Source organism: Gluconobacter sp. NFX36 (genome assembly GCF_049887835.1).
Classification (GTDB): Bacteria; Pseudomonadota; Alphaproteobacteria; order Acetobacterales; family Acetobacteraceae; genus Gluconobacter; species Gluconobacter japonicus_A.
In genome coordinates, this window is the sequence record NZ_JAGEKJ010000008.1 from 48,832 (window position 1) to 70,521 (window position 21,690).

Consider the following 21,690-nt stretch of genomic DNA (forward strand, 5'->3'; position numbering starts at 1 on the left):
AGGGAAAAACTCCACCATGAGTACCACTCTTTTCGATCTGACGGGCCGTCGTGCTCTCGTAACCGGCTCATCTCAGGGAATTGGTTTCAGTCTGGCCCAGGGGCTTCAGGCTGCGGGAGCCGAGATTGTTCTCAATGGTCGTGATTCTGAAAAACTGCTTGCAGCGGCCGAGAAACTGGGCGGTGTGAAAACACTCCCTTTCGACGTTACGGATCATGCTTCTGTCAAAGCTGCGATTGATCGCTTTGAGGCTGAAACTGGCCCGATCGATATTCTCGTCAACAATGCCGGAATGCAGCATCGGGCGCCTCTAGAGGATTTTCCGCCGGAGATGTTTCAGAAGGTTCTCCAGACAAACCTGACATCCATTTTCAATGTTGGTCAGGCTGTCGCAAAACATATGCTAGGCCGAAAGAGCGGAAAGATTATCAATATTGCGAGTGTGCAGACAGCCCTCGCCCGCCCGAATATTTCGCCGTACACTGCAACCAAAGGGGCCGTTGGGAACCTGACAAAAGGGATGGCCACGGAATGGGCCAGACATGGCCTGCAATGCAATGCAATTGCGCCTGGGTATTTTGATACCCCTTTGAATGCCGCTCTCGTCAATGACGCAGAGTTCTCACAATGGTTGGAGAAGCGCACGCCTGCCGGACGATGGGGTCAACTGGATGAACTGACCGGAGCCTGCATCTTCTTGGCATCCTCGGCGTCCTCGTTTGTAAATGGTCACGTTCTGTATGTGGACGGCGGGATCACCGTCTCGCTTTAAGAGAAGCTTATCAGCGCAGGAGCAGAGCCAGTAGAAATGCTGCGCCGATTGCTGAAATTACAATTCCGACTGGCAGTTCCTGAGACGGTAACAGACACCGGCTCAGGATATCTGCCAGGACCGTCAGCATCCCTCCGGCAACCATAATTGGCATGAAACTTCTTTTCAGAGCGCTGCCCCAGCGTGGACGAACAAGATGTGGAATAATCAGCCCGACAAAACCGATAGGACCACACAAAGCGACTGTCATGGCACAGCCAAAAGCGCAAACTACTAGAACACAAAGCCTAAGTTTCTGAACATGGATGCCAAGTGAAGCAGCCGTTTCTTCACCAGCCATCAGGGCATCAAGATCTCTGCTATAGATCAGACCGCCCAATAAAACTGTCAGAAAACCAATACCGACGATGGGAAGTGCTGCCCACGACCCACCTGAAAAACTTCCCATCGTCCAGAATAGCACGGATTGTGCCGTATTTCGGTCGCCCCAGAAAATCAGAAGGTTGGTCAGTGTTGAAAAAACAAATGAGACCGCAAGCCCCGAGAGTAAGACACGTTCGGTCGAAATCACACGATTTTTCTTTCTTCTGGCAGCAATCAGCAGAAGCAGAGTAGCCGTAGCAAACAACGCTCCTGTTGCAGCTCCAATTGCTGCCGTCCAAATGCCGAGCATGTCACCACATAAAACGATGACCGCAACGGCCCCTGTTGCTGCCCCAGAGGACAGACCAAACAAAAAAGGATCGGCCAGAGGATTTCGTGTCGCGGCCTGAAGAAGGGCACCTGCCCCGCCAAGCGTAGCCCCTGTTAGAAAAGCGAGAAAAAATCTGGGTATTCGTAATGACCATATAATGCGTGCAGCAATGTCATGACTGTAAGGCCCTGCCCAGAAAGCTACTTTTAACGTCTGCCAGGATAACGACGCGCTACCAAGCGCAATTTCCAGAAAACAAAGTCCGACAATAACAGGTATGGCAACATAAAGACTATTTTTCCGGGTCATGGCTTAGTCTCGGGATGCAGAAATATGGATATTTTTTCAATGGCATCAATATTGGATGGAGAAGGCGTCATTTCATCATAACGTACAGCCATAATACGATTAGATTTTAACGCCACAATATCAATCAAAAGAGGATGACTTTTCAAAAACGCCAGGCTTTGTTCAATACCGTCGCCATAATCGATAATCAAAATAGCTTCCGGATCTCTGACAGCAACGCTTTCCCATGAGGCAGGCCCCCAGTTTGTCGGTAGATCTCTGAAAATGTTTTGCCCACCTCCCAGATGCATCAATTCTGTCGCGAGGGCATATTTCCCGGCCGTAAAAGGACGATCCCGGCCACTATCATAAAGAAACACGCGCACAGGAGGACGCCCTGCCAGCTGCTTCTGAACAGCTTGAACTCGTATTTTCCAGCCACTTACAAGGCTTTGAGCTTCTGTTGTGCGATCAAAAACCTGTCCCAAACGGTCTTCATCACCATACAGCAAGTCCAGCGTCGGAAGCGCATAGACCTGCCCCGCTCTCATGCAGCTCTCGGAGAGAACAAGTGTCGGAATACCCTGTGCGGCCAACGTCTCCGGTGTGACGTCCCCTCCCACGTGCATTCCGTAGTTCCAGCCCGCAAAGAAGAAATCCGTTCTAGCGTTCAGAAGCTGCTCAAGTGTTGGATAATGTGTAGCGATTTCCGGAATATCGCCGAGTTCTTTCTCGAATAAGGGCGTTCGCTTGTTCCAGCCAGAAATTCCGGTCACTCCCGTCATGAATGGCTGTAAGTGGAGCGCAAAAGCCATTTCTGCCATGTTGACATCATGAACGACGGCATGGGTTGGCCTATGCGTTATGGTTACTGGCTTACCGCAGCTCTGGATCGTGACCGGATAAGAAAATGCGCTCTGGATACTCAGAAGCGCGCCCAGACCAAATGCTTTCAGACAGTTTTTCACGGCTGTATTGGTCTGAACAAAAGCGACACATGTCCATCGTCGAGCCTAACCTGATGCGCTTTCTGGTTAAATGCCAGCTCGAACATCGGCGAAAACAGAACCTTCCGTGACGCGTCATCCATAATCAGACGTCCCTCTCTCAACAGGAGCGTTCTATCTGCAAAATCAGGAACAAGAGAAAGATCATGCAAAACAGCAAGAATAGTCATGGGAAGCGTTCGAAGCAGGATCAGAAGTTCTGAACGTGCAGATAAATCCAAATGATTGGTCGGTTCATCCAGCAGCAGGATACGGGGCGCTTGTGCCAGACAGCGCGCCAGCATAACACGCTGGCGCTCTCCGCCTGATAGGCTTCCCATGGTTCGCGGCATTAATGAACTGATACGACAATGATGAATGGCAGTCTGTATTGCGGCCTTCCCTTCGGCCGAAGCTTCAATCCCTTGAAAGGGCAATCGGCCAAGAGCAACGTAATCAGAGACAAGAAACTCTGATGCAACATCATCGCTTTGGGACAACCATGCAATCTGCCGGGCAATTTCTCGCCGTGTCAGACTGTGGAGTGGTTGGCCAGCAAGTGTGACGCAGCCACTGGAGGGTTTCAACAAGCCTGCCAGGAGTTTTAGCAAAGTGCTCTTGCCGGCACCGTTCGGCCCGATAATCGCAATATGCTCACCAGCCCTGACGGAGAAATCCGCCAGAGCCAAGGCCTCCTCGTATCCTAATCCTGTAGCCTGCAGCGTGATGTCTGACACCGTCAGAAGCCGGCCTGAAGGCTGATGGAAAAGGATCGTGGGGCTCCGAGCATCACTTCGCTTGGATAGCTTGTGTCAGCCCATTGGATGAAGTGCTTGTTACCCACATTGTCAATCCGGCCATACACCGTGACACCACGATAAGCGTGCCATGCGGCGAAAAGATTAACCAGAGTATAATCTTTCAAACTCAGTGTGTTAGCATAATCTCCTTGACGTGCAGAGACGTACCGCATTCCTGCCCCGAGATCGACTGGCAGATCCGCGATGCGGGACCAGACACCCCAGAGATTGGCCGTCACAGCAGGAACATTCGGGACTTGATTACCTGACGCATTCACGGATGCTGACGGATGAAAAGAGCCATACCGCGACCATGTGTATGCGACGTTTCCGGAGAGGCTCCAGTGTTTGCCAAGTGTCAGATCCCCCTGCCATTCCATACCACGAGATTTCTGCACCCCGGCCGTCGCAACAGTATCGACCCCTGTTGCGACCAGAACGCGGGTTCGTCGGATATCGTAGAGGGATAACGTCGAGGTCAGATGCCCTTTCCAGAACGATCCCTTGGCTCCTATTTCGCCCTGTCGAGAGCGGCTCAACTGACTGAACTGACCTTTGTTGACGAGGAAAATATTAGAGCCTGGTGGGTCCTCGGCGGTCGTATAAACACCATAAAGACTGATGTTGTCCGTCAGATCATAAACAGGACCAATACGGAAATTGGCAGGGTGGTAGGTGCCTTTGAAGCTTGTTCCCGCGTTAAAAGTCCCATTCTGCCTGTAATTCTGACGATCCAGTTTCAGCCAGTCATAACGGAAACCTCCTACAACCCGAAAGTTATCGCGGATTGTCAGTACATCTTCCATGAAGATACCGGCATCAACCATCGTTGTGGGTGACTTTGTGTAAGGATACTCGCCGGCAAAGCTACCCGTTTGCGTCCGTTCCGGACTGGCCAAAGAAACGCTGTCTGCATAATTAGCATCAGGAAACCCACGGTTTCGGATCAGCCGTACATAATAGGCATCCCCGCCAACCACGAGACGGTTTTTCATTCCAAAGAGATGGAAATCAAACTGCCCATCCACGGTGTCTCCAACCTGATGCTGGTTCATGTATACATAGAACCGATCACGACCGACGCGTCCTGGAGCGATTGCCTTTCCACTCGCATCTATCTGGCCCGGGGTGCTGATATAGCTATAGGACTCAGCATTGTTCCATGTGCGATTGGCATACACGACATAAGTTTTGTTATGAAAAGCTGTATTTACAGTGGGTTGCCACGTTAAATGCAGTGTGGGTGTTACGTTGACCGAACCTGCTTTAGCGTCCTTTGTATTGTAATATCGCCATAGTGAAGATCGGCTGACCCCAAGCCCTTTGGAGGAAGACAGCAGACCGCCGACCCCATCATGCACCCGAGAGAGTGGAACAAGAGGCGTTCCGTAGTAGGTTGAAAGTCGATCCGTGAGATAGTCCACACTCAGACGAGCTGTGAACTTTTTAGACGGATGCCAAAGTAATGTTGTCGTAAAATCGTTACTGTGCGGGTCAGCCCCTGTAACATACCCGTCTGAGGACGTGCGGCTGAAATCACTGCGGATTGCCAAGGTATCAGTGATTGGTACAGAGCCTCCAACACCTGCATTCCAGGTATTAAAGCTGCCATAGGACACAAGCGCATTCGCATGAGGACCATCGAATGCAGGGTCGCGTGTTCGCATGTCCACGGTCCCGCCCACAGCACCCTGCCCGTACAGAACGGATGATGGACCTTTAAGAACCTGAACGCTCTCTAGGTTAAAGCTGTTAAGTGGACGGTTTACCATGGTGGTTGGGCCATAATAGATCCCGTCCCGCAGGATCAGAACCTGATTTCCACTGAAGCCACGCATCATCATCTGAGCCGGACTTCCGGGCGAGCCACCAGATGACACGCCCGGAGCACTATCGGCGGCCTCTTCAGCGTGAGCATAACCCCGCTGCTCCATAACACTTCGCTGGATGACGTTGATGGTTGCAGGGTTATGCTGAACCGTTAGTCCAAGCCGTCCGCCAATTGCCGCTGTGTCTTTAAGAGACTGTACCCGGCCATGTGCAGTGATGTGCTCTTCTTTTGCTTTTGTTTCGGTCTTCCGAACATCTTCCGTCTGGGCGAATGCTGGTTGGAACACGGTGAGTGCCGCGACAGGCAGGACACCAACAAAACTCTTTTTCCTCATGGATAACGCAAACTTCACTCAACAATGCGTCACTACGATGAGTGAGAGAAGAAGACTCTCACTGCGTCCGGTGCACCCCGCCCTTCCGCTTCGTCTGTAACCATTTTCGATGGCAGGTCTCCTGGCTCGCGGATCAATGACAGGTCACAAACCTTCCCAAAGCAGATGCTTCAGTGGTCGGGCGTAAAAGCCTCCGTGTGATCTGTCTCACCACTTACAGTTGCGGGGGCAGCCACAGCATTTCACTGCGTTCCCTTTTCATCCCCTCTCGGGGAACCATCCGTGAGCAAGGGACATAACCGAAACTCCAAAACAGTCAAACATATATGTTATAACATAACAATATGCTTTTTGAATTAAATTTAGTTTTGGTATTGCAATATTGATGAAGTGAGACAAACCAGCGCAGCAGACCTGTTCTGAACGATTCCCCTATGGGGTATATATATCAAACATTTTCCAAGGCTTATGATACCTCTGAAAACTCTTTGAAAATCGCTTCGCAACACCTCTATTTTGAAAAAACATTTAACTTTCATATTGCTCTTTTTGAGAATGAGTATCATCTTCATAAAAAGTTTTCAGAAATATATGTAACATTTCCGCGAACACTTACTCTTGCTGGGGGTAGTCAGACCATTCCATGAAACCTGTCCTGTCGGGTTCCTTACCCCGGAAGAAGCTTTATCCTGCGTTGTTCACAGCTTTTTTGCTGTCCGGGTCATGGACTGGCGCATTTGCCGCTACGTTTGACGATACTGGGAAACCTGAAGACGGACATAAAAAACTCCTTCCCACGCCTTCGACCAAAACCCCTTCCGTTCACCAAGGCAGCAAAACACAAGCACATTCAAACGCTCAGGACGACAACCAGCCGCCCGGAAGCATCGAACAGCTTCTTGTGGAAGGTCACCGCAAGGATGCATCTACGGATGGGACCGGCACCTATACTGTCTCGGCTGTTTCTACGACCAAGATGCTGCTTAAGCCCATGGACGTTCCTCAATCCATCTCGGTGCTTAGTAGCCAGCAGATGAAAGACCAGAATCTCAATACGGTTGATGCTGCCCTCAAACAGGTCGCTGGTGTCAACGTCAACATGTATGGAGATGGAACTGGCGGATACACAGCGCGTGGATTTACTCTGCAGGCGCAGTATGACGGCGTTCCATCCATGGGGGGGCTGACCCTCAGCCAGCAGTATGATCTGGCAATCTATGACCGTATCGAGGTTCTGCGCGGACCAGATGGCATGCTACAGGGCTCCAGCACACCTGGTGGTAGCGTCAATTTCGTGCACAAGCGCCCAACCAACGATTTCCAGGGAAATGCCTCGTTCTCTGCCGGGTCATGGAATAACTATCACGCCACACTGGACGTGGGTGGACCCATCGCACATTCAAAGATCATCTCTGCACGTCTCGTATTTGCAGGGACTGATCGCAATCAGTTCTACAACAACGCCTACGACCGTCGGTGGACGATTTATGGCGCAACAGATGTCCACCTGACCCGCCGTGACACACTGACTGTTTCAGTCACGTCCCAGACCAACGATACAACGCGCTATATGGGGCTTCCCCGTGCCAGCAACGGTGCGGATTTGAATCTGCCAACTAGTACCTTTGTTGGCGCTAACTGGGGGAAATCCGAAGTACCCATGACGGAAGTAGAAGCTCAACTCGAGCATCTGTTTTCACATGGATGGCGCGGGCGCATCAACTATCGGCACCGAACGGCCGATACAACGCTGCAATATGCATACCTCAATGCCTATAACGCTACGGCCCGAACCGGAAATTTTGTCGTCGCCAATACTCGGTATGACGAAACCAATGACGGTCTGGATGCCTATGTCACGGGGCCAGTGCATCTTTTCGGGCAGCGACATACCCTGATGATGGGCGCCAATTATGACCGCTACGTCTATGAAGGTGGCGGAGCCAGCGTAAATTCCCGCAGCTATGCTGCGCTGGGAGGAATTCCGCTGACGGCCTCAGGCTCTATTACATCCCTTGCGCTTCCTACGATCAGCAATCGCTACTGGGAGCCCTCGACCCAGTGGGGCGTGTACGGCCAGGCACAAATCAAACCGATTTCACCTTTTGCTATTCTGATTGGCGGTCGCGTCAGTGGTTACGTCAGCAAGACGCGTCGTATTTCCCCAACCGTTGGCACAACCAGCACCGACATTGATCAACAAGGTATTCTGACCCCTTATATCGGCGGCGTTCTCCATCTGCGTCCAAACGTCACGGCTTACGTCAGCTATGTTTCTACCTTCTCCCCGCAATCGGCTTTCGACACAACCGGACGCCTTGCCCCTGTTCGAGGCAATCAGCTTGAGGGGGGGATCAAGGGTGAGTTCTTCAAAGGCCATCTGGGCATGACGCTGTCAGGCTACAAGATCATCCAGAAGAACGAAGCAATCTACAACAGTACAATTGGTGCCATCTGCGGCCCGGGTGGGGTGGATGACTGTTATGTCGCTACCGGCAAGACCCGCAGTCAAGGCGCGGAAGCCGAACTGATTGGTCGCCCGCTGGAAGAATGGGACATCAACGCCAGCTACACATATAACGACAACAAGATCGTCAATAATGGAAATGCGACCCAGGCCGGCCTGACCTATGCCGGGAACTCACCCAAGCACCTGTGGAAGCTGTGGACGCATTATCGCTTTGAACCTTATCATGGAGCACAGAAAAACATTTGGAGTATCGGAGGCGGTCTGAATGCCCAGACCAGCACTTTTGGTACCAACCGCACCGTCACTCAGGGCGGCTACATCATTGGATCTGTTCAGGCCAGCTATCAGTGGAACAAATACCTGTCCCTGTCTGCAACATTGAACAACATTGCCAACAAGCGTTACTACCAGCGCCTCGGTAATCTTTACTATTATAACTACTACGGAGAGCCGAGAAACTTCATGTTTACGCTCCGGTCAAACTTCTGACGTCGGCTTTAGGCTGCTTTACGAATTGACTGAGACACATCGTGGCTCAAAGGATACGGAGGCACGGTGTTAAGCGCCTGGGGAGCAGTTTTCTCTGTATGTGTGCCTGCCCCTATAGTACCGGGATCGGTCTGCTTGGACCACATCAACAGCATGATGAGAGCCGCGAGAACGATAATAATTGTTAGAAGAACCCAACGTTTTTCCATGATCTTTCTCCGGCTGCCGCTGGAACACGAGGCGTGTGCAGCCCTCCATGGAAGAAAACACTCGGGAGAGATAAGTTTTCTTCACACAAAAGAAAATAATGCCTCTTAATCTAGGATAGTCTTTTTGCATGGGTGCACGCTTGGGGTAGATCGCACAGACGGAGTAAAGTACAGTGTCAGACCTCATGACATGATACTCAACTCCCCTGGCGACCACGCAGATATCCTTTATCGTTGCCAAAGGATGAAAGGCGCCTCCAGAGGAACGCACAGACCGTCCATAACGGGTATTATACGAAGCGTATAATCAGAGATTTCTCCCTCCAGATTCACATCTGTCTCGTAAGCGATCCACCCATCCTGAAGATCTTCAGTTCGATGTAGAGGCACGATCCGCGCCTTCTCCTCTATTGGTTCGGCATAAAGCTGAACATCGAGCAATTTTGGATCGATCGTTCCGGGATGGATGAAAGCATGAGGAGATTTACCACTCTCCTTATCAGGAATAACCACTTCTCCAATCCGAAGGCTGCTCCATCCTGCCTGAAGCATTTTACTACGGTCAAAAATATCGGGGGCGGAGGAGTTATCGATCTGGTGCCGCTCTCTGTAGCGCTCTGACAGAGGCAGATAGAACGTCTCCGTATATTCGCGAACAGTGCGATTTGCAGAAAAATGCGGTGTCAGACGAGCCATGCTCTCCCGGATTTTGGCGGTCCAGGCCCGAGGAATGCCTTGTTCATCCCGTTCGAAAAACTCTGGCAAAACGTGTTCTTCCAGCAGTCGATACAGTTCCTGTGCATCGGTATAATCGAAAGCCGGGTCCCCTCCATGCTCCAACCCATCCCCCAATGCCCATCCGACTTCCGGGGTATAGGCTTCCGCCCACCATCCATCCCTTTCAGAGAGATTCAGGCCACCATTCACCAGAACCTTCATGCCACTTGTGCCGCTGGCTTCCCACGGACGACGCGGCGTATTCAGCCAGAGATCTACGCCCTGGATCATCTTCTGTGCGAGAGCCATATCGTAATCTGCCAGAAAAACGACCTTGCCCACGATGTCCTGACGCTGGCAAAAGTTGACCCAGCGCGTAATCATGGCCTGCCCCTCCATGTCTTTGGGGTGAGCTTTTCCAGCCAGAATGATCTGAACAGGGCGGTTTTCGTCTTTCAGAAGTCTGACAAGCCGTTCCTCATCATGCAGAATAAGATCCGGCCGCTTGTAAGTCGCAAATCGTCTGGCAAACCCGATCGTAAGTGCGTCTGGCCTGAGAGCGGGGGTTGGCAGGCACCATAGCCCATCCTCTCCGACGGTACATTGTCGGGAGGGAAGTTCTTCGGATAACGCCTGAAGAAGACCACGCCTTGAGGCGCATCTCATCTGCCATAAACTTTCGTCATCCAGATGACGGACAGCGTCTCCCAGGCCTTCGAGCGTTCCATGCCAGCGTCCCTTCCCCGCTATTCTGGTCCAGAGATCGTCCGCTGCAACAGAATCCCACGTAGGGGTATGAACGCCATTGGTAACGAAGGAAACCGGAACTTCTTTTTGCGGCCAACGAGGAAACAACGGAGCAAAAAGGGAGCGGCTCACCTCTCCGTGCAACTGACTGACACCATTCACGGCACAACTGCTTTTCATGGCCAGATAGGCCATATTGAAGAACTCATCCGTATTCTCGGGATTGAGTCTCCCGAGGGCCAGAAACTCCTGAATGGGGAGACCGAGGCGTTCTTCCGAATAAAACGTCAGATGGCTTTCGATGAGTTTAGGCGGGAAAAGGTCAAATCCGGCAGGAACAGCAGTATGGGTTGTGAAAAGTGTCCCGGCTCGAGCGATAATCTGCGCTTGTGAAAACGGAATATTCAGGTCTTCTGCAATGCACCGCGCTCTTTCCAATGCGGCGAAGGCTGCATGGCCTTCATTCAGATGGCAGATCTCTGGTCTATGTCCGAGAGCATGCAGAAGCCGCCAGCCCCCGATACCCAGAACCATTTCCTGACGCAGTCGAAGCTCGGCATCGCCTCCGTAAAGCTGCGTGGTAATGCAACGAATGGCGGGAGGGTTGGAAGGGTCATTCGTATCCAAGAGATACAGGGTCGCCCGTCCAATGACAGCCTTCCAGGCACGGAGCCAGATTTCACCCGTCGCAGTCTGGACAGACAGGCGAAACCATTCGCCGTCAGGCGTTAGAACGGGCTGAATAGGGAGATGAGCGGGGTCATTAAAGGGATAAAGGGCTTTCTGCGTGCCTTCAGGCGTAATTTCCTGCCGGAAATACCCTTGTGCATACAGGAGCCCTACCGCGACAACTGGTACACCCAGATCACTGGCGGCTTTGAGTTGATCGGCGGCTACATTTCCCAACCCACCTGAATAAATGGGAAGAGCCTCGCTAAGCATGAATTCCATGCTGAAATAGGCGACTTCAGACAGACTGCTTTCCGGGTATTTTTGAGTAAACCAGGTACGCCGTTCGAGTTCGTACTTCCGTCGCGCCATACTGGCTTTTATCAACGCTTTGGTGTCAGGATCACTCAGAGCTGCTGCAAGGTCTGATTTGGGTGTCCTGGTCAGCGTAATCCAGGGATTGCGCGTTTTTTCCCAGAGGTCAGGATTGATACTTTGCCACAGAAGATCGGCTTCATGGTTCCAGGTCCAGTGAAGATCCAGTGCGAGAATTTTCAAAGCTGTTTCTGTCGTCCGTGATGGACGGGGTGATGTTGCAGTCATTAGACCGGAACTCCCATGGCTTTTGCCTGAAGGACATTGCCTCACACAAGCACGTTGACCAGAAGTATAACGCACCAAAGCCAAAGAAAGACGCTTTCAGAACATCACAGACATACTTCGTGATGTCATGCTTTATTCCCGGAAAGAAAATCATATTTTCGACCACTTGCGGCCAGTTTCTCTCCAGTAATCAAGTCACGAACTACACAACGTAGGACTATTCTTGAGCGCGATTTTTCGCAGCCAGAAATGCGTAAAAGCTATTCCTGAGAGGAAAAACAGAAAATAACGCATGGCGTTCCCCTTTTTAGAGGTGATTATGAAGCACAAATCTGTCAGATATATGCGGGAACCGTGGCAAACGTGCTTCCGTGCGTGAAAGTTTCTTTTTTAGGTTGGGAGAAAACAGCATGTCGCTTGGGGTTATTATTGTTATTAGCCTTATCGCCGCCCTGTTTATTCTGGGACCAATTCTTGTCGCTGTTGGCGCAGCGGCATGGATCAATGATCGTTTTTTGACCCGAAAGTAGTTTCAAAACCTGATTTTTCAGGAGGAAGAGAGAGGGTCTGAAGGCGCCAGTGTGTCCGGTAAGAGAGAATGCTCCAGCTTGTCGGTGCGACATCCAGTAGATTTTCCCAAGTCGCATCCAATCCAAGAGAGGCCAGAATCAGGAGCCGGACGATATCGGCGTCCGCCATTACCGCCACTGTCTCATCTTTTGTCTGGATCTTCCGAAGCCACTGCACCACGCGATGATAGACCATGCTGCGGCTTTCTCCGGCCGGCGGCACAAACTTCGGATCATGAAGCCATTTCTCCAGATCTTCTGCTGAAATTGTCTTCAAAGGGCGTCCGCTCCACGCTCCATAATGACGAGAACACAATTCTGGGGCGACCGTAACTGGTTTTCCGATAGTTTCTACCAGTTGTTCTGCGCCTTCTGGCAAAGTCCCGACAACCCATTGATCAGCCCTCGGCCAGGCGAGATTTTGTAGCCCTGAAAAGTCTCGCAGAACCTTTTCATCAGGGAAAACGCCCTGTTTTAGGCTTGGCGACATCGGCAATGCGAAACAGAAAAGCTTCATTTGGGCCGGGACGCCCAGTCAGGCAGTGCTCTTTCCAACCGGTGCCACTCTTCCTCATTACGGGGTACTCCCAACCTCAACTCGACGGGGCGTTGTGGGAAAACGCGCGTCACAATGCCTTTTTGGCACAGGAACATCCAAAGTTCAGACGCCTGTTCTGTGTGGATCAAAGTAAACAAACGGGTTGATCCATACACAGGTAGTCCAGCACTGGTCAGAGCGGCGTTAAGCCTTGTCCTGTCATCATCAAGACGCTTCTTGATACGGGTAATCCATGTCGTATTGGTGAGCGCCTGATACCCGACGGTCAGTGCGGGAGCACTGACAGCCCAATCACCCATAAATGTGCGCATTTGATCTGCAAGATTCTTGGAGGCCACTAGAAAACCAAGCCTTATCCCTGGCAATCCGTAGCTTTTCCCAAAAGATCTCAAAATGATCAGACTCGGAGAAGGAAGAAGAGAAACTGTATTTTCTTCTTCAAAATCTGCAAAAGCCTCGTCTACAATCAGATAAGACCCTGATTTAGCGCATCTTTCTGAGAGCTTTCGAAGGTGTGCAATCGAGAGGTAGCGGCCGTCTGGATTGTTAGGATTGCAGAGGACACAGACCTGATTCGGCTGATCAACGGCGTTTTCAAAACTGGAACAATCCGTCACAATTGAAACGTCTGCTCCTGCATTACGCCAGGATTGCTCATGCCCAGAGTATGTCGGGCCAAAAATCGTGACACGTTTAGCCTGCAGGACCACTGGCAACAGTGCGATAAGCATCTGTGTTCCTGGCCCGGCAACGATCATATCGGAAGATGCAGCGCCGTAAGCCTGAGCAGCAGCCTGCCGGAGCGCTTCTTCTTCTTCCGCTTCTGGTAATCGTGTCCAATCCCCTATCGCCGCCTGATCGACAGGGTAAGCGTAAGGGCTGATCCCAGTTGAAAGATCCACGAAGGGCTGCGGCGCTTCGGGAAAAGATCGCATGACCTGACGAACCTGCCCGCCATGGGCTGGCATATTTTTCAGCATGGCGGCGGTCATGTTAGATCACGGCATCCGGATGAAATATGCAGGTTCATGAGCGTCTCCTTTCTCTCCCACACGATTTCCGTTGCCTGTCTCGCCTGCACAACCGAGGCCGTTTTTGGCTATCCCGCTTGGCTGTTTCGTCTGATTGGCCATCCCGTAACGTGGGTTGGCGCTCTTATCGCCCGACTGGATCATCGGCTCAACCATTCCAATGACACTCCACGACGTCGCAAACTCAAAGGTATCATTGCTCTTGGCCTGCTGACGTCCCTTCCTGTCTTGATTGTCTTGTTGTCTCTCAAGCTTTTGAGCCTGATCGCCACTTCTCTGGAAATCCATATTCTGGAAGGATTGGTCGCAAGCGCCCTTATTGCTCAAAGATCCCTCTGGGAACACGTCCGCGCCGTTTTGTATGGCCTGAAGCTTGAAGGCCTGGCGGGAGGCAGGAAAGCTGTCTCCATGATTGTAGGGCGAGATCCCGAGCAACTGGACGAAGCCGGCGTGATCCGGGCAGCCATCGAAAGTCTGGCTGAAAATTTCTCGGACGGGATCGTCGCACCGCTGTTCTGGGCGGCGCTTGCTGGCTTGCCTGGAGTTGTAGGTTATAAATCCATCAACACCGCGGATAGCATGATTGGCCATCTTACGCCCCGTCATGCTGCCTTTGGCTGGGCCTCTGCGAAGCTGGATGATCTGATCAATCTCCCCGCTTCCCGTCTTTCTGCAGTGTGGATCATTCTTGGAGCCATGACGATGCGGCAGGCCAGTCCATCGGGGGCTTTTCGGGCCGTCAGATACGATGCCCGCTATCATCGCTCCCCCAATGCAGGCTGGCCGGAAGCTGCCATGGCAGGTGCACTGGGCCTCAAACTTGCAGGGCCCCGTGTCTATGGTGGTGTGATGGTTGAAGACCATTGGATGGGCAATGGCCGATCGGAAGCGACACAGGACGATCTTGCAAGGGCACTCCGGCTCTATCGTCGGGCATGTGGGGTTCAGGGTCTTGTTCTTATCGGCCTGGTGTCGTTGCTCTGGCTCTGACGCGCATCAAACAGGCTGAGCCAGCGATAAAAGCGCGTCCAGATCCAGACAGCTCTCCAGATGGTCAGCCCACTCGTCAAGGGCGTTTTCAACACGCTCATCCTGATCCTGTAAGGAACTAAGTGGCATCCCAAGACGTGCGAGAAGTGCTGCGCGTGCCTTGCCGCCGGAAAGCAGCCCATGCAGATACGTTCCCCAGACCTGCCCGTTTGCAGAAACGGCACCATCAGGCTGTCCTTCAAGAATAGCAAAGGGTCTGCTGCAATCCGTACCGGTCGTGCGGCCAATATGAATTTCGTATCCGGACAGTGCGATTTTTTCTGGAAGAAGTGTTCCGCACACTTCGGTCAGACGTTTCTCCTTTGTCAGCACCGTCTTCACATTCAGCAGACCCAGCCCTTCCACCATTTCGCAGGAGCCTTCAAGGCCTTCCCGATCTTCAATCGTGTGGCCAAGCATCTGATACCCCCCACAGATACCCAGAACTCGACCTCCCCGACGGACATGGGCCTTGAGATCTATATCCCACCCCTGTTCCCTGAAGGCCTTCAGGTCAGAAATAGTCGCCTTTGATCCTGGAAGAATAACGAGATCACACACGGGAAGTGGCCGACCCGGCGGAACAATATCCAGAGAAACGCCCGGGTCGGATTTTAAGGGATCGAGATCATCAAAATTGGCAATTGTCGGCAGATGCGGCACAGCTATGTGAAGGCCACTCGCAGCACCCGTGGTCGTTATAAGGTCTGAGGCGTCCTCGGCTGGCAGATCTCCGACGCGCGCCAGATGCGTGACAAGTCCAAGAGGCGGCCAACCTGTTTGCTGCGCGATAACGGTCATACCTGCAGCAAACAGCGAGGCATCTCCACGCATTCTGTTGACAATAAATCCCTTGATCCGCGCGGCATCCGTGTCAGGCAGAACGGCTTTGGTGCCTACCAGACTGGCAATTACGCCGCCTCGATCAATATCACCAATCAGAACGACGTTGACATTCGCTGCCTCAGCAAACCCCATATTAGCAATGTCATTTGCCCTGAGATTGACTTCGGACGCAGACCCTGCCCCCTCGATCAAAACAATATCCGCGTCTGCCGCCAGCCGCTGAAAGGCACTGAGAACCTCTGGCAAAAGGGCTGTTTTGACGCCCTGATATTCCCGAGCCCGAACGGTTCCGCGCATCTTTCCACAGACAACCAGTTGTGAGCCGGTTTCGCTTTGCGGTTTTAGCAAAACGGGGTTCATGTCGACCGTTGGATCAACGCCGCAAGCGCGTGCCTGCAGGGCCTGCGCACGCCCGATTTCACCACCATCGCGCGTTACGGCGGCGTTATTGGACATATTCTGAGGTTTGAAGGGCCTTACCTTTAGTCCACGTCGCGTCAAAGCACGGGCAATACCCGCAACCAGCACCGATTTTCCAACGCTGGAGCCGGTTCCCTGAAACATGAGAGCCCGCGTCTTCTGTGCGCTATCCATCAGAATTCAAACCCGGCCTGTGCTTTGACGCCTGCGCTGAAATGATGCTTCACCAGTGTCATTTCCGTTACCAGATCCGCCGCTTCCACCAAAGCAGGTTTGGCGTTTCTGCCAGTAATGACGACGTGCTGCATGAGTGGTCTGTCTTTGAGGTCAGACAGAACCTGCTCCAGCGGAAGGTAGTCATAACGCAGGGCAATATTCAGTTCGTCCAGAACCACCAAACCGACATCGTCACGTTTCAAAGCTGCTTTCGCAACCTCCCAGGCGCGCTCACAGGCCGCGATATCCCTTGAGCGATCCTGTGTCTCCCATGTAAAGCCCTCGCCCATGGTGTGCCACTCAAGAAGATCATCAAAACGCTCCAGAGCAGACCTTTCCCCCGTCATCCAGGCCCCTTTGATGAACTGTACCACCACAACCCGTCGGCCATGACCGAGTGCCCTCAGAGCAAGGCCGAAAGCCGCCGTTGACTTCCCTTTTCCCGATCCGGTGTGAACGGCCAGAATACCTTTTTCCACGGTCTTGGATGCGACTTCCTGGTCCTGAACATCCTTGCGTTTCTGCATTTTTTCCCGATAGCGGGCGTTTTCATCCGAATTGCTCATGCCGCGTCCTTGCCTCTGCCTGCCATGACGTGAAAAAATGAACCTGACACATGCCCACGATATCCGCCTGCTAACCCCAGATCGTTGCCATTCCCATCGCGAAGGAGTGCCAGCGCAGAGTCTGTTCCCGGATTTGTCACGCGGGCGTAGTGAAATTCATGCCCACGAAAAACCGCGCCTTTCGTACCCAGAGCGCAATCCGTCTGGAGAATAGCTTCCCGGTAGCCAAGATTCATTTTCCGCTTTGCGAAACTTGTCTCATGGCTGAGAAGGCCGGTCATCTGATGGATTATGCCATCAGCATCTTCAAGCGTCCGTCCCAGCACCATGAAGCCTCCACATTCTCCATGAACCGGGCGCGTTCGGGAGAAAGCTGCAAGACGGTTGATGAACTGATCGGCCGCAGCCAGAGAGCCTGCATGCAGTTCCGGATATCCACCGGGAAGCCAACAGGCGTCGCAGCTCTCATCAGGCCCCTCATTGGCGAGAGGCGAGAACGGGATCAGTTCTGCACCGGCCTGCCGCCAGCTTTTTGCAACATGCCCGTAAAGAAAGGAAAATGCAGCATCATCCGCAATGGCGATCCGCTGTCCAGGGGGCAGGACTGCAAGCTCTCCTCTGTCCTGCGCGTTCAATGGGGATGCGGCCTGCAGAAGACTATCGAGATCAAGAGATTCTTCCGCACGGCTTTGAAGGCGCTGGAGGAGCTCTTCTAACGTCGCCTGTTCTCGTGCCTGCACCAGTCCAAGATGCCGTTCTGGCAATTTTAGAGACGGATCACGCATGAAGGCTCCCAGAACCGGGATTCCAGCCGCAAGCACAGCCTCACGCGCCATGGAAAGATGACGGGGGGACGCAACCTGGTTCAGAACAACACCCGCAACACGAACATCCGGGTCCAGTGTTGCGAAGCCATGTGCGATGGCGGCGGCTGATTGTCCCTGTCCTGAGATATCCAGAACCAGCACAACCGGAATATCGAAACGGGCCGCGATATCCGATGGTGCTCCGCGCGACTTTTCAGGCTCGAGCAGCCCATCAAACAATCCCATAGCCGATTCAACCACCAGCAGGTCCGCCCCTTCAGCAGACCGGGCCAGCATGGTTTCCAAAAGGCTGGGCGTCATGGCCCAACTGTCCAGATTGAGGCTGGAGCGTCCTGTCACAACCTCATGAAACGCAGGGTCTATATAGTCTGGCCCGGTTTTCGCCGCCTGAACGGCAATGTTTCTTCCGCGTAGAGCCGCCAGCAGCCCGAGGGTCGTCGTTGTCTTCCCTCCGCCTGAACGGGGAGCAGCAATCATGATAGCGCGTGTCATTTCTTGCCTTCGTTCAGAGTGTGTGGCTCGCTTTCAGGCATAAATATCGTATTCTGTACCTGATGACTGCCAAAGCGCCCCCACTCCGATATGGCTGGACGACCGGAAGCTGCGCTACGGCGGCGGCCAAGGCAGCATGGACGGCTTTGAAGACGGGTCAGTTCCCTGATCCGGTCCTCATCACTCTTCCCGGCGGCAAATCGGCCAGATTCGTTCTTGCTGGTCAGGGCTTCAACGAAAACGGAGCCTGGGCGGCCGTCGTCAAGGACGCGGGCGATGACCCGGATGTGACGCATGGCGCTCTCATTCATGCGACGGTACGGGAACATCCATCGGGAAACGGTGTGACATTCGTAGCGGGTGTCGGTGTAGGCACCATTACCCGCCCCGGTCTGCCTCTGCCGCCCGGAGAGCCCGCCATTAACCCTGTTCCCCGCCAGATGATTATTCGCGCGCTTGAAGACGTTTCCGGATCGAATGTTTCCGCGGAAGTGACGCTGTCGGTCGAAAACGGGATCGCCTTGGCGAAAAAGACACTGAACAGTCGGCTGGGGATTGTTGGCGGTTTGTCTATTCTGGGTACAACCGGAATTGTCGTACCTTTTTCCTGCTCCGCATGGATCGACAGTATCCATCGAGGCATTGACGTCGCGCGTGCCCTTAATCTTCCCCACTTGGCTGCTACCACTGGAAACGTCTCTGAACGTGCTGTTCAGGAACTTTACGGGTTGCCGGAGACCGCTCTGATCGAAATGGGAGATTTCGTAGGTGGTGTTCTCAAATATATCCGACGCCATCCGGTTCCACGTCTGACGATCGGGGGCGGTGTTGCGAAAATGACGAAACTGGCTCAGGGCCGGATGGATCTGCATTCCAAGCGTGGAAGCGCCGACATGACTGCCCTCGCGGCGCTGGCGACGACTGCTGGTGCCGCCTCGGACCTTGCGGAGGCCATTGCCCTCACGCCAACCGTTGCAGAAGCTTTTCTGCTCGCATCCCAGGCGGGGATCCCGCTTGGGGATCATATCGCCAATGTTGCACGACAATTTGCCCTCAGCGTTCTGGAAGGCAGTAACGTTATGCTGGATGTGCTGGTATTTGACCGGCAAGGGCAGTGCGTTGGGCGCAGTCATCCAGTGGGTAACCCACCTCTGAAACGTCTCTGATACTCGGGGTCATACAGCGCACTTTCACGAAATTCTTCCGCGCCAAGAGCAGGCCCCACCAGAACAAGCGCGGTCCGTTCGACGGGGCTTTCGGCCGCTTTTTCCAGCAATGTGCCAAGTGTTGCCCGAATGGTAATTTGGTCCGGCCATGTTGCCCGTGCAACGACTGCCACTGGGCAGTCTGCCCCATAAAACGGCAGCAGCTCCTTTACGATCCGCTCGAGCGCATGGACTGCAAGGTGGATGGCGAGCGTTGCTCCCGTCGCTGCATAAGCTGCCAATGTTTCCCGGGGAGGCATAGACGATGCACGCCCGCTAACGCGGGTGAGTACGACAGTCTGCGCCACTTCGGGGACTGTCAGTTCTTTGCCGAGAACAGACGCGGCCGCAGCGAAAGCAGGCACACCAGGTGTCATGGTCCAGGGAATCTCCAACCTGTCCAGACGACGGGTCTGTTCGGCGATTGCACTGTAAATGGAAAGATCCCCAGAGTGGAGACGTGCAACGTCCTGTCCGGCTTCATAAGCTCGAACATATTCCTGCTCGATCTGGTCCAGAGAAAGCGGCGCAGTGTTTACTTTGCGGACGTCCTGAGGGCAATGCTCCAGCATTTCCTCAGGGACGATGGAGCCCGCATAGAGACAGACTGGGCAGGACGCCAGAAGATCACGACCACGGAGTGTCAGAAGATCGGCTGCGCCAGGACCAGCGCCAATGAAATGAACCGTCATCCGTTCTCTATCCCTGTCGTGTCTGATGATACCGCAAGAGCGCAGGTCACGTCTCTGTCGCTCTGTCGTGTGACGAGCAGGTGGCTCTTGGGCCCTGCACCGGCAAGAGCGCACGCCTCAGCCACGGAACTGAAACCGGTTTTTTCAAAAGCGACTGCTGAATGGGTTTCACATTCTATCTGTCGTTCAGCCATATCCTTTGCGCTGATCCAGACCAGTTCAATTTTCAAAGTTTTCGCCAGAGCAGAAATGGCCGGTTCCCCTTGTCTGAAGGCCGGAGCAGCGAGCCTGGCTAATAAGTGACCAGCCGACACACGTTGGACCAGCGACAACAAAGCATCTTTGGTGATGTCTGACCGACAGCCAATCCCTGCAACAATCATTCACTGTCCCCTGAGATTGTCGTCCCATACTGGGTGACTCGCATGGAGGGCCGGAATGCGTGCAGACGACCCACCGCGTCGAGCCGTTCAATGCCGATGCGCGTTAGGGTGCCACCATATTTCGCATGTTGAGCTGCCAGTATGGCCTCTCCTTCAAGCGTCACAGCATTGGCGACAAGACGTCCTCCTACGGGGAGCGCCTTGCGCGCCTGCAGGAAGATATCCTCGCTGGTGAGGCCCCCGCCAATGAACACGGCATCAGGACGATCCAGAGATACAAGCGCCCCGGGCGCACGACCTTCTACGACCTGCAAACCGGGAACGCCCAGCGTCAGAGCGTTGCGGCTGATCCGGGCTGCCCGTTCTGAATTCTGTTCAATAGCGATCGCGCGATTTGAGGGGTGGCGCAGCATCCATTCAATCGCGACCGATCCGGCCCCTCCTCCAATGTCCCACAGAACCTCCCCCGCTCTCGGCGCAAGCGTGGAGAGGGTGATGGCACGAATTTCGCGCTTGGTAATCTGCCCGTCATGCTCGAACAGATCGTCATCAAGACCAGACGCCAGAGGAATAACCCGCGCGTCTTTATCTGCCTCGACCTCAATTCCGATCAGATTGAGATCCGCGACAGGCAAAGTGCCATCTTCTGCCCGGAAACGACGTATGCACTCGTCTGGACCACCAAGACGCTCCAGAACGTGAACTCGGGACTTGCCAAACCCTCGATCCGCCAGAAAACGGCAGACCATTCCGGGTGTATTCCCATCAGCAGAAAGGACAACCAGTCTCAAAGCAGGTTGTAGATGCGGTGCAAGTGTTTCCAAAGGTCTCCCACAGAGTGAAAGAACACGAACGTCTTGCTGTGACCATCCAAGACGGGCACAGGCCCAAGCGATTGAAGATGGTGCGGGTACGCAGATCAGTTCTCTGGGTTCAAGATTCCTGGAAAGCGTGCTTCCGACGCCAAAAAAGAACGGATCTCCAGAAGCCAGAACGGTTACGGGTTTTCCGCGCATCTCCAGAACACGCTGTATCCCGTCAGAAAACGGCGAACCCCAAGTTTCTGTTACTCCCCGGATCACGCTGCCCGCCAGCCTCAGATGACGCTCTCCGCCGACAACGATTTCCGCCTGAGCGATGATCTGACGCGCAAGAGAGGAAAGCCCCTCGACACCATCCTCGCCAATTCCGATAACGCTGAGCCATGGGGCTGTCATCGGCCTGCTCCGGCAGAGGGACAAATTCT

17 protein-coding genes and 1 riboswitch are annotated in these 21,690 nt (G+C 53.4%); of the genes, 4 read left to right on the forward strand and 13 right to left on the reverse strand.

The genetic code is table 11. The features are described 5' to 3' along the window. The first annotated feature begins 16 nt into the window (after window positions 1-16). Window positions 17-772: an SDR family oxidoreductase gene (locus J4P41_RS09845; RefSeq protein WP_426066972.1), complete on the forward strand. Its 756-nt coding sequence runs from the start codon at window positions 17-19 to the stop codon at window positions 770-772. Between the two features lie 10 nt (window positions 773-782). Here J4P41_RS09845 and J4P41_RS09850 read toward each other — a convergent pair whose 3' ends face one another. Genes J4P41_RS09850 through J4P41_RS09865 form a run of 4 tightly spaced genes read right to left on the reverse strand, consistent with a single transcriptional unit; the run spans window position 783 to window position 5,705 of the window. Further along, window positions 783-1,775, reverse strand: a complete 993-nt coding sequence (locus tag J4P41_RS09850) for a FecCD family ABC transporter permease (protein WP_426066974.1) — start codon at window positions 1,773-1,775, stop codon at window positions 783-785. Further along, complete coding sequence (locus tag J4P41_RS09855; RefSeq protein ID WP_426066976.1) at window positions 1,772-2,722, reverse strand: ABC transporter substrate-binding protein; 951 nt, start codon at window positions 2,720-2,722, stop codon at window positions 1,772-1,774. The genes J4P41_RS09850 and J4P41_RS09855 overlap by 4 nt, the downstream gene beginning before the upstream one ends. Continuing rightward, window positions 2,719-3,477: an ABC transporter ATP-binding protein gene (locus J4P41_RS09860; protein ID WP_426066977.1), complete on the reverse strand. Its 759-nt coding sequence runs from the start codon at window positions 3,475-3,477 to the stop codon at window positions 2,719-2,721. Before J4P41_RS09860 ends, J4P41_RS09855 begins: the two co-directional genes overlap by 4 nt. 2 nt (window positions 3,478-3,479) lie before the next feature. Continuing rightward, window positions 3,480-5,705, reverse strand: a complete 2,226-nt coding sequence (locus J4P41_RS09865; RefSeq protein WP_426066978.1) for a TonB-dependent receptor — start codon at window positions 5,703-5,705, stop codon at window positions 3,480-3,482. A 94-nt stretch (window positions 5,706-5,799) separates the two neighbouring features. Next, window positions 5,800-6,001: riboswitch (cobalamin riboswitch) on the reverse strand. Between the two features lie 347 nt (window positions 6,002-6,348). Between J4P41_RS09865 and J4P41_RS09870 the strand changes: the two genes are divergently transcribed. Beyond that, window positions 6,349-8,664, forward strand: a complete 2,316-nt coding sequence (locus J4P41_RS09870; protein ID WP_426066979.1) for a TonB-dependent siderophore receptor — start codon at window positions 6,349-6,351, stop codon at window positions 8,662-8,664. Window positions 8,665-9,101: 437 nt separating this feature from the next. Here the strand turns inward: J4P41_RS09870 and glgP are convergent, their stop codons facing one another. The 3 genes from glgP to cobD all read right to left on the reverse strand — a co-directional run bounded on the left by glgP (window position 9,102) and on the right by cobD (window position 13,729). Next, a complete protein-coding gene (glgP, locus tag J4P41_RS09875; protein WP_426066980.1) occupies window positions 9,102-11,609 on the reverse strand; it encodes an alpha-glucan family phosphorylase in 2,508 nt (835 codons plus the stop codon). Between the two features lie 501 nt (window positions 11,610-12,110). Next, complete coding sequence (locus tag J4P41_RS09880; protein ID WP_426066981.1) at window positions 12,111-12,695, reverse strand: histidine phosphatase family protein; 585 nt, start codon at window positions 12,693-12,695, stop codon at window positions 12,111-12,113. Then, the gene (gene cobD / locus J4P41_RS09885; RefSeq protein WP_426066982.1) at window positions 12,692-13,729 is read right to left on the reverse strand and encodes a threonine-phosphate decarboxylase CobD; all 1,038 of its coding nucleotides are present in this window, start codon (window positions 13,727-13,729) and stop codon (window positions 12,692-12,694) included. Before cobD ends, J4P41_RS09880 begins: the two co-directional genes overlap by 4 nt. A gap of 36 nt (window positions 13,730-13,765) precedes the next feature. Between cobD and cbiB the strand changes: the two genes are divergently transcribed. Then, on the forward strand, window positions 13,766-14,758 hold the full coding sequence (gene cbiB / locus J4P41_RS09890) for an adenosylcobinamide-phosphate synthase CbiB (RefSeq protein WP_426066983.1): 993 nt from the start codon (window positions 13,766-13,768) through the stop codon (window positions 14,756-14,758). Window positions 14,759-14,764: 6 nt separating this feature from the next. Here the strand turns inward: cbiB and J4P41_RS09895 are convergent, their stop codons facing one another. Genes J4P41_RS09895 through J4P41_RS09905 form a run of 3 tightly spaced genes read right to left on the reverse strand, consistent with a single transcriptional unit; the run spans window position 14,765 to window position 18,164 of the window. After that, entirely contained in the window at window positions 14,765-16,207 is a 1,443-nt protein-coding gene (locus J4P41_RS09895; protein ID WP_426067062.1) for a cobyric acid synthase, read from the reverse strand. A 29-nt stretch (window positions 16,208-16,236) separates the two neighbouring features. Next, window positions 16,237-16,845 carry a cob(I)yrinic acid a,c-diamide adenosyltransferase gene (gene cobO / locus J4P41_RS09900; protein WP_010503276.1) on the reverse strand — a complete coding sequence of 203 codons (609 nt, stop codon included), beginning with the start codon at window positions 16,843-16,845 and terminating at the stop codon, window positions 16,237-16,239. Then, the gene (locus tag J4P41_RS09905; RefSeq protein WP_426066984.1) at window positions 16,842-18,164 is read right to left on the reverse strand and encodes a cobyrinate a,c-diamide synthase; all 1,323 of its coding nucleotides are present in this window, start codon (window positions 18,162-18,164) and stop codon (window positions 16,842-16,844) included. Before J4P41_RS09905 ends, cobO begins: the two co-directional genes overlap by 4 nt. Between J4P41_RS09905 and J4P41_RS09910 the strand changes: the two genes are divergently transcribed. Continuing rightward, window positions 18,158-19,330, forward strand: coding sequence for a cobalt-precorrin-5B (C(1))-methyltransferase (locus tag J4P41_RS09910; RefSeq protein ID WP_426066985.1), 1,173 nt, complete (start codon window positions 18,158-18,160; stop codon window positions 19,328-19,330). The two genes, J4P41_RS09905 and J4P41_RS09910, sit on opposite strands and share 7 nt — an antisense overlap. On the opposite strand, the gene cobM is transcribed toward J4P41_RS09910, so the two are convergent. Genes cobM through cbiE form a run of 3 tightly spaced genes read right to left on the reverse strand, consistent with a single transcriptional unit; the run spans window position 19,294 to window position 21,661 of the window. After that, window positions 19,294-20,061, reverse strand: coding sequence for a precorrin-4 C(11)-methyltransferase (gene cobM, locus J4P41_RS09915; RefSeq protein WP_426066986.1), 768 nt, complete (start codon window positions 20,059-20,061; stop codon window positions 19,294-19,296). The two genes, J4P41_RS09910 and cobM, sit on opposite strands and share 37 nt — an antisense overlap. Next, window positions 20,058-20,444: a cobalamin biosynthesis protein gene (locus J4P41_RS09920; protein ID WP_426066987.1), complete on the reverse strand. Its 387-nt coding sequence runs from the start codon at window positions 20,442-20,444 to the stop codon at window positions 20,058-20,060. The genes cobM and J4P41_RS09920 overlap by 4 nt, the downstream gene beginning before the upstream one ends. Continuing rightward, window positions 20,441-21,661: a precorrin-6y C5,15-methyltransferase (decarboxylating) subunit CbiE gene (gene cbiE / locus J4P41_RS09925; protein ID WP_426066988.1), complete on the reverse strand. Its 1,221-nt coding sequence runs from the start codon at window positions 21,659-21,661 to the stop codon at window positions 20,441-20,443. The genes J4P41_RS09920 and cbiE overlap by 4 nt, the downstream gene beginning before the upstream one ends. Between the last annotated feature and the right edge of the window lie 29 nt (window positions 21,662-21,690).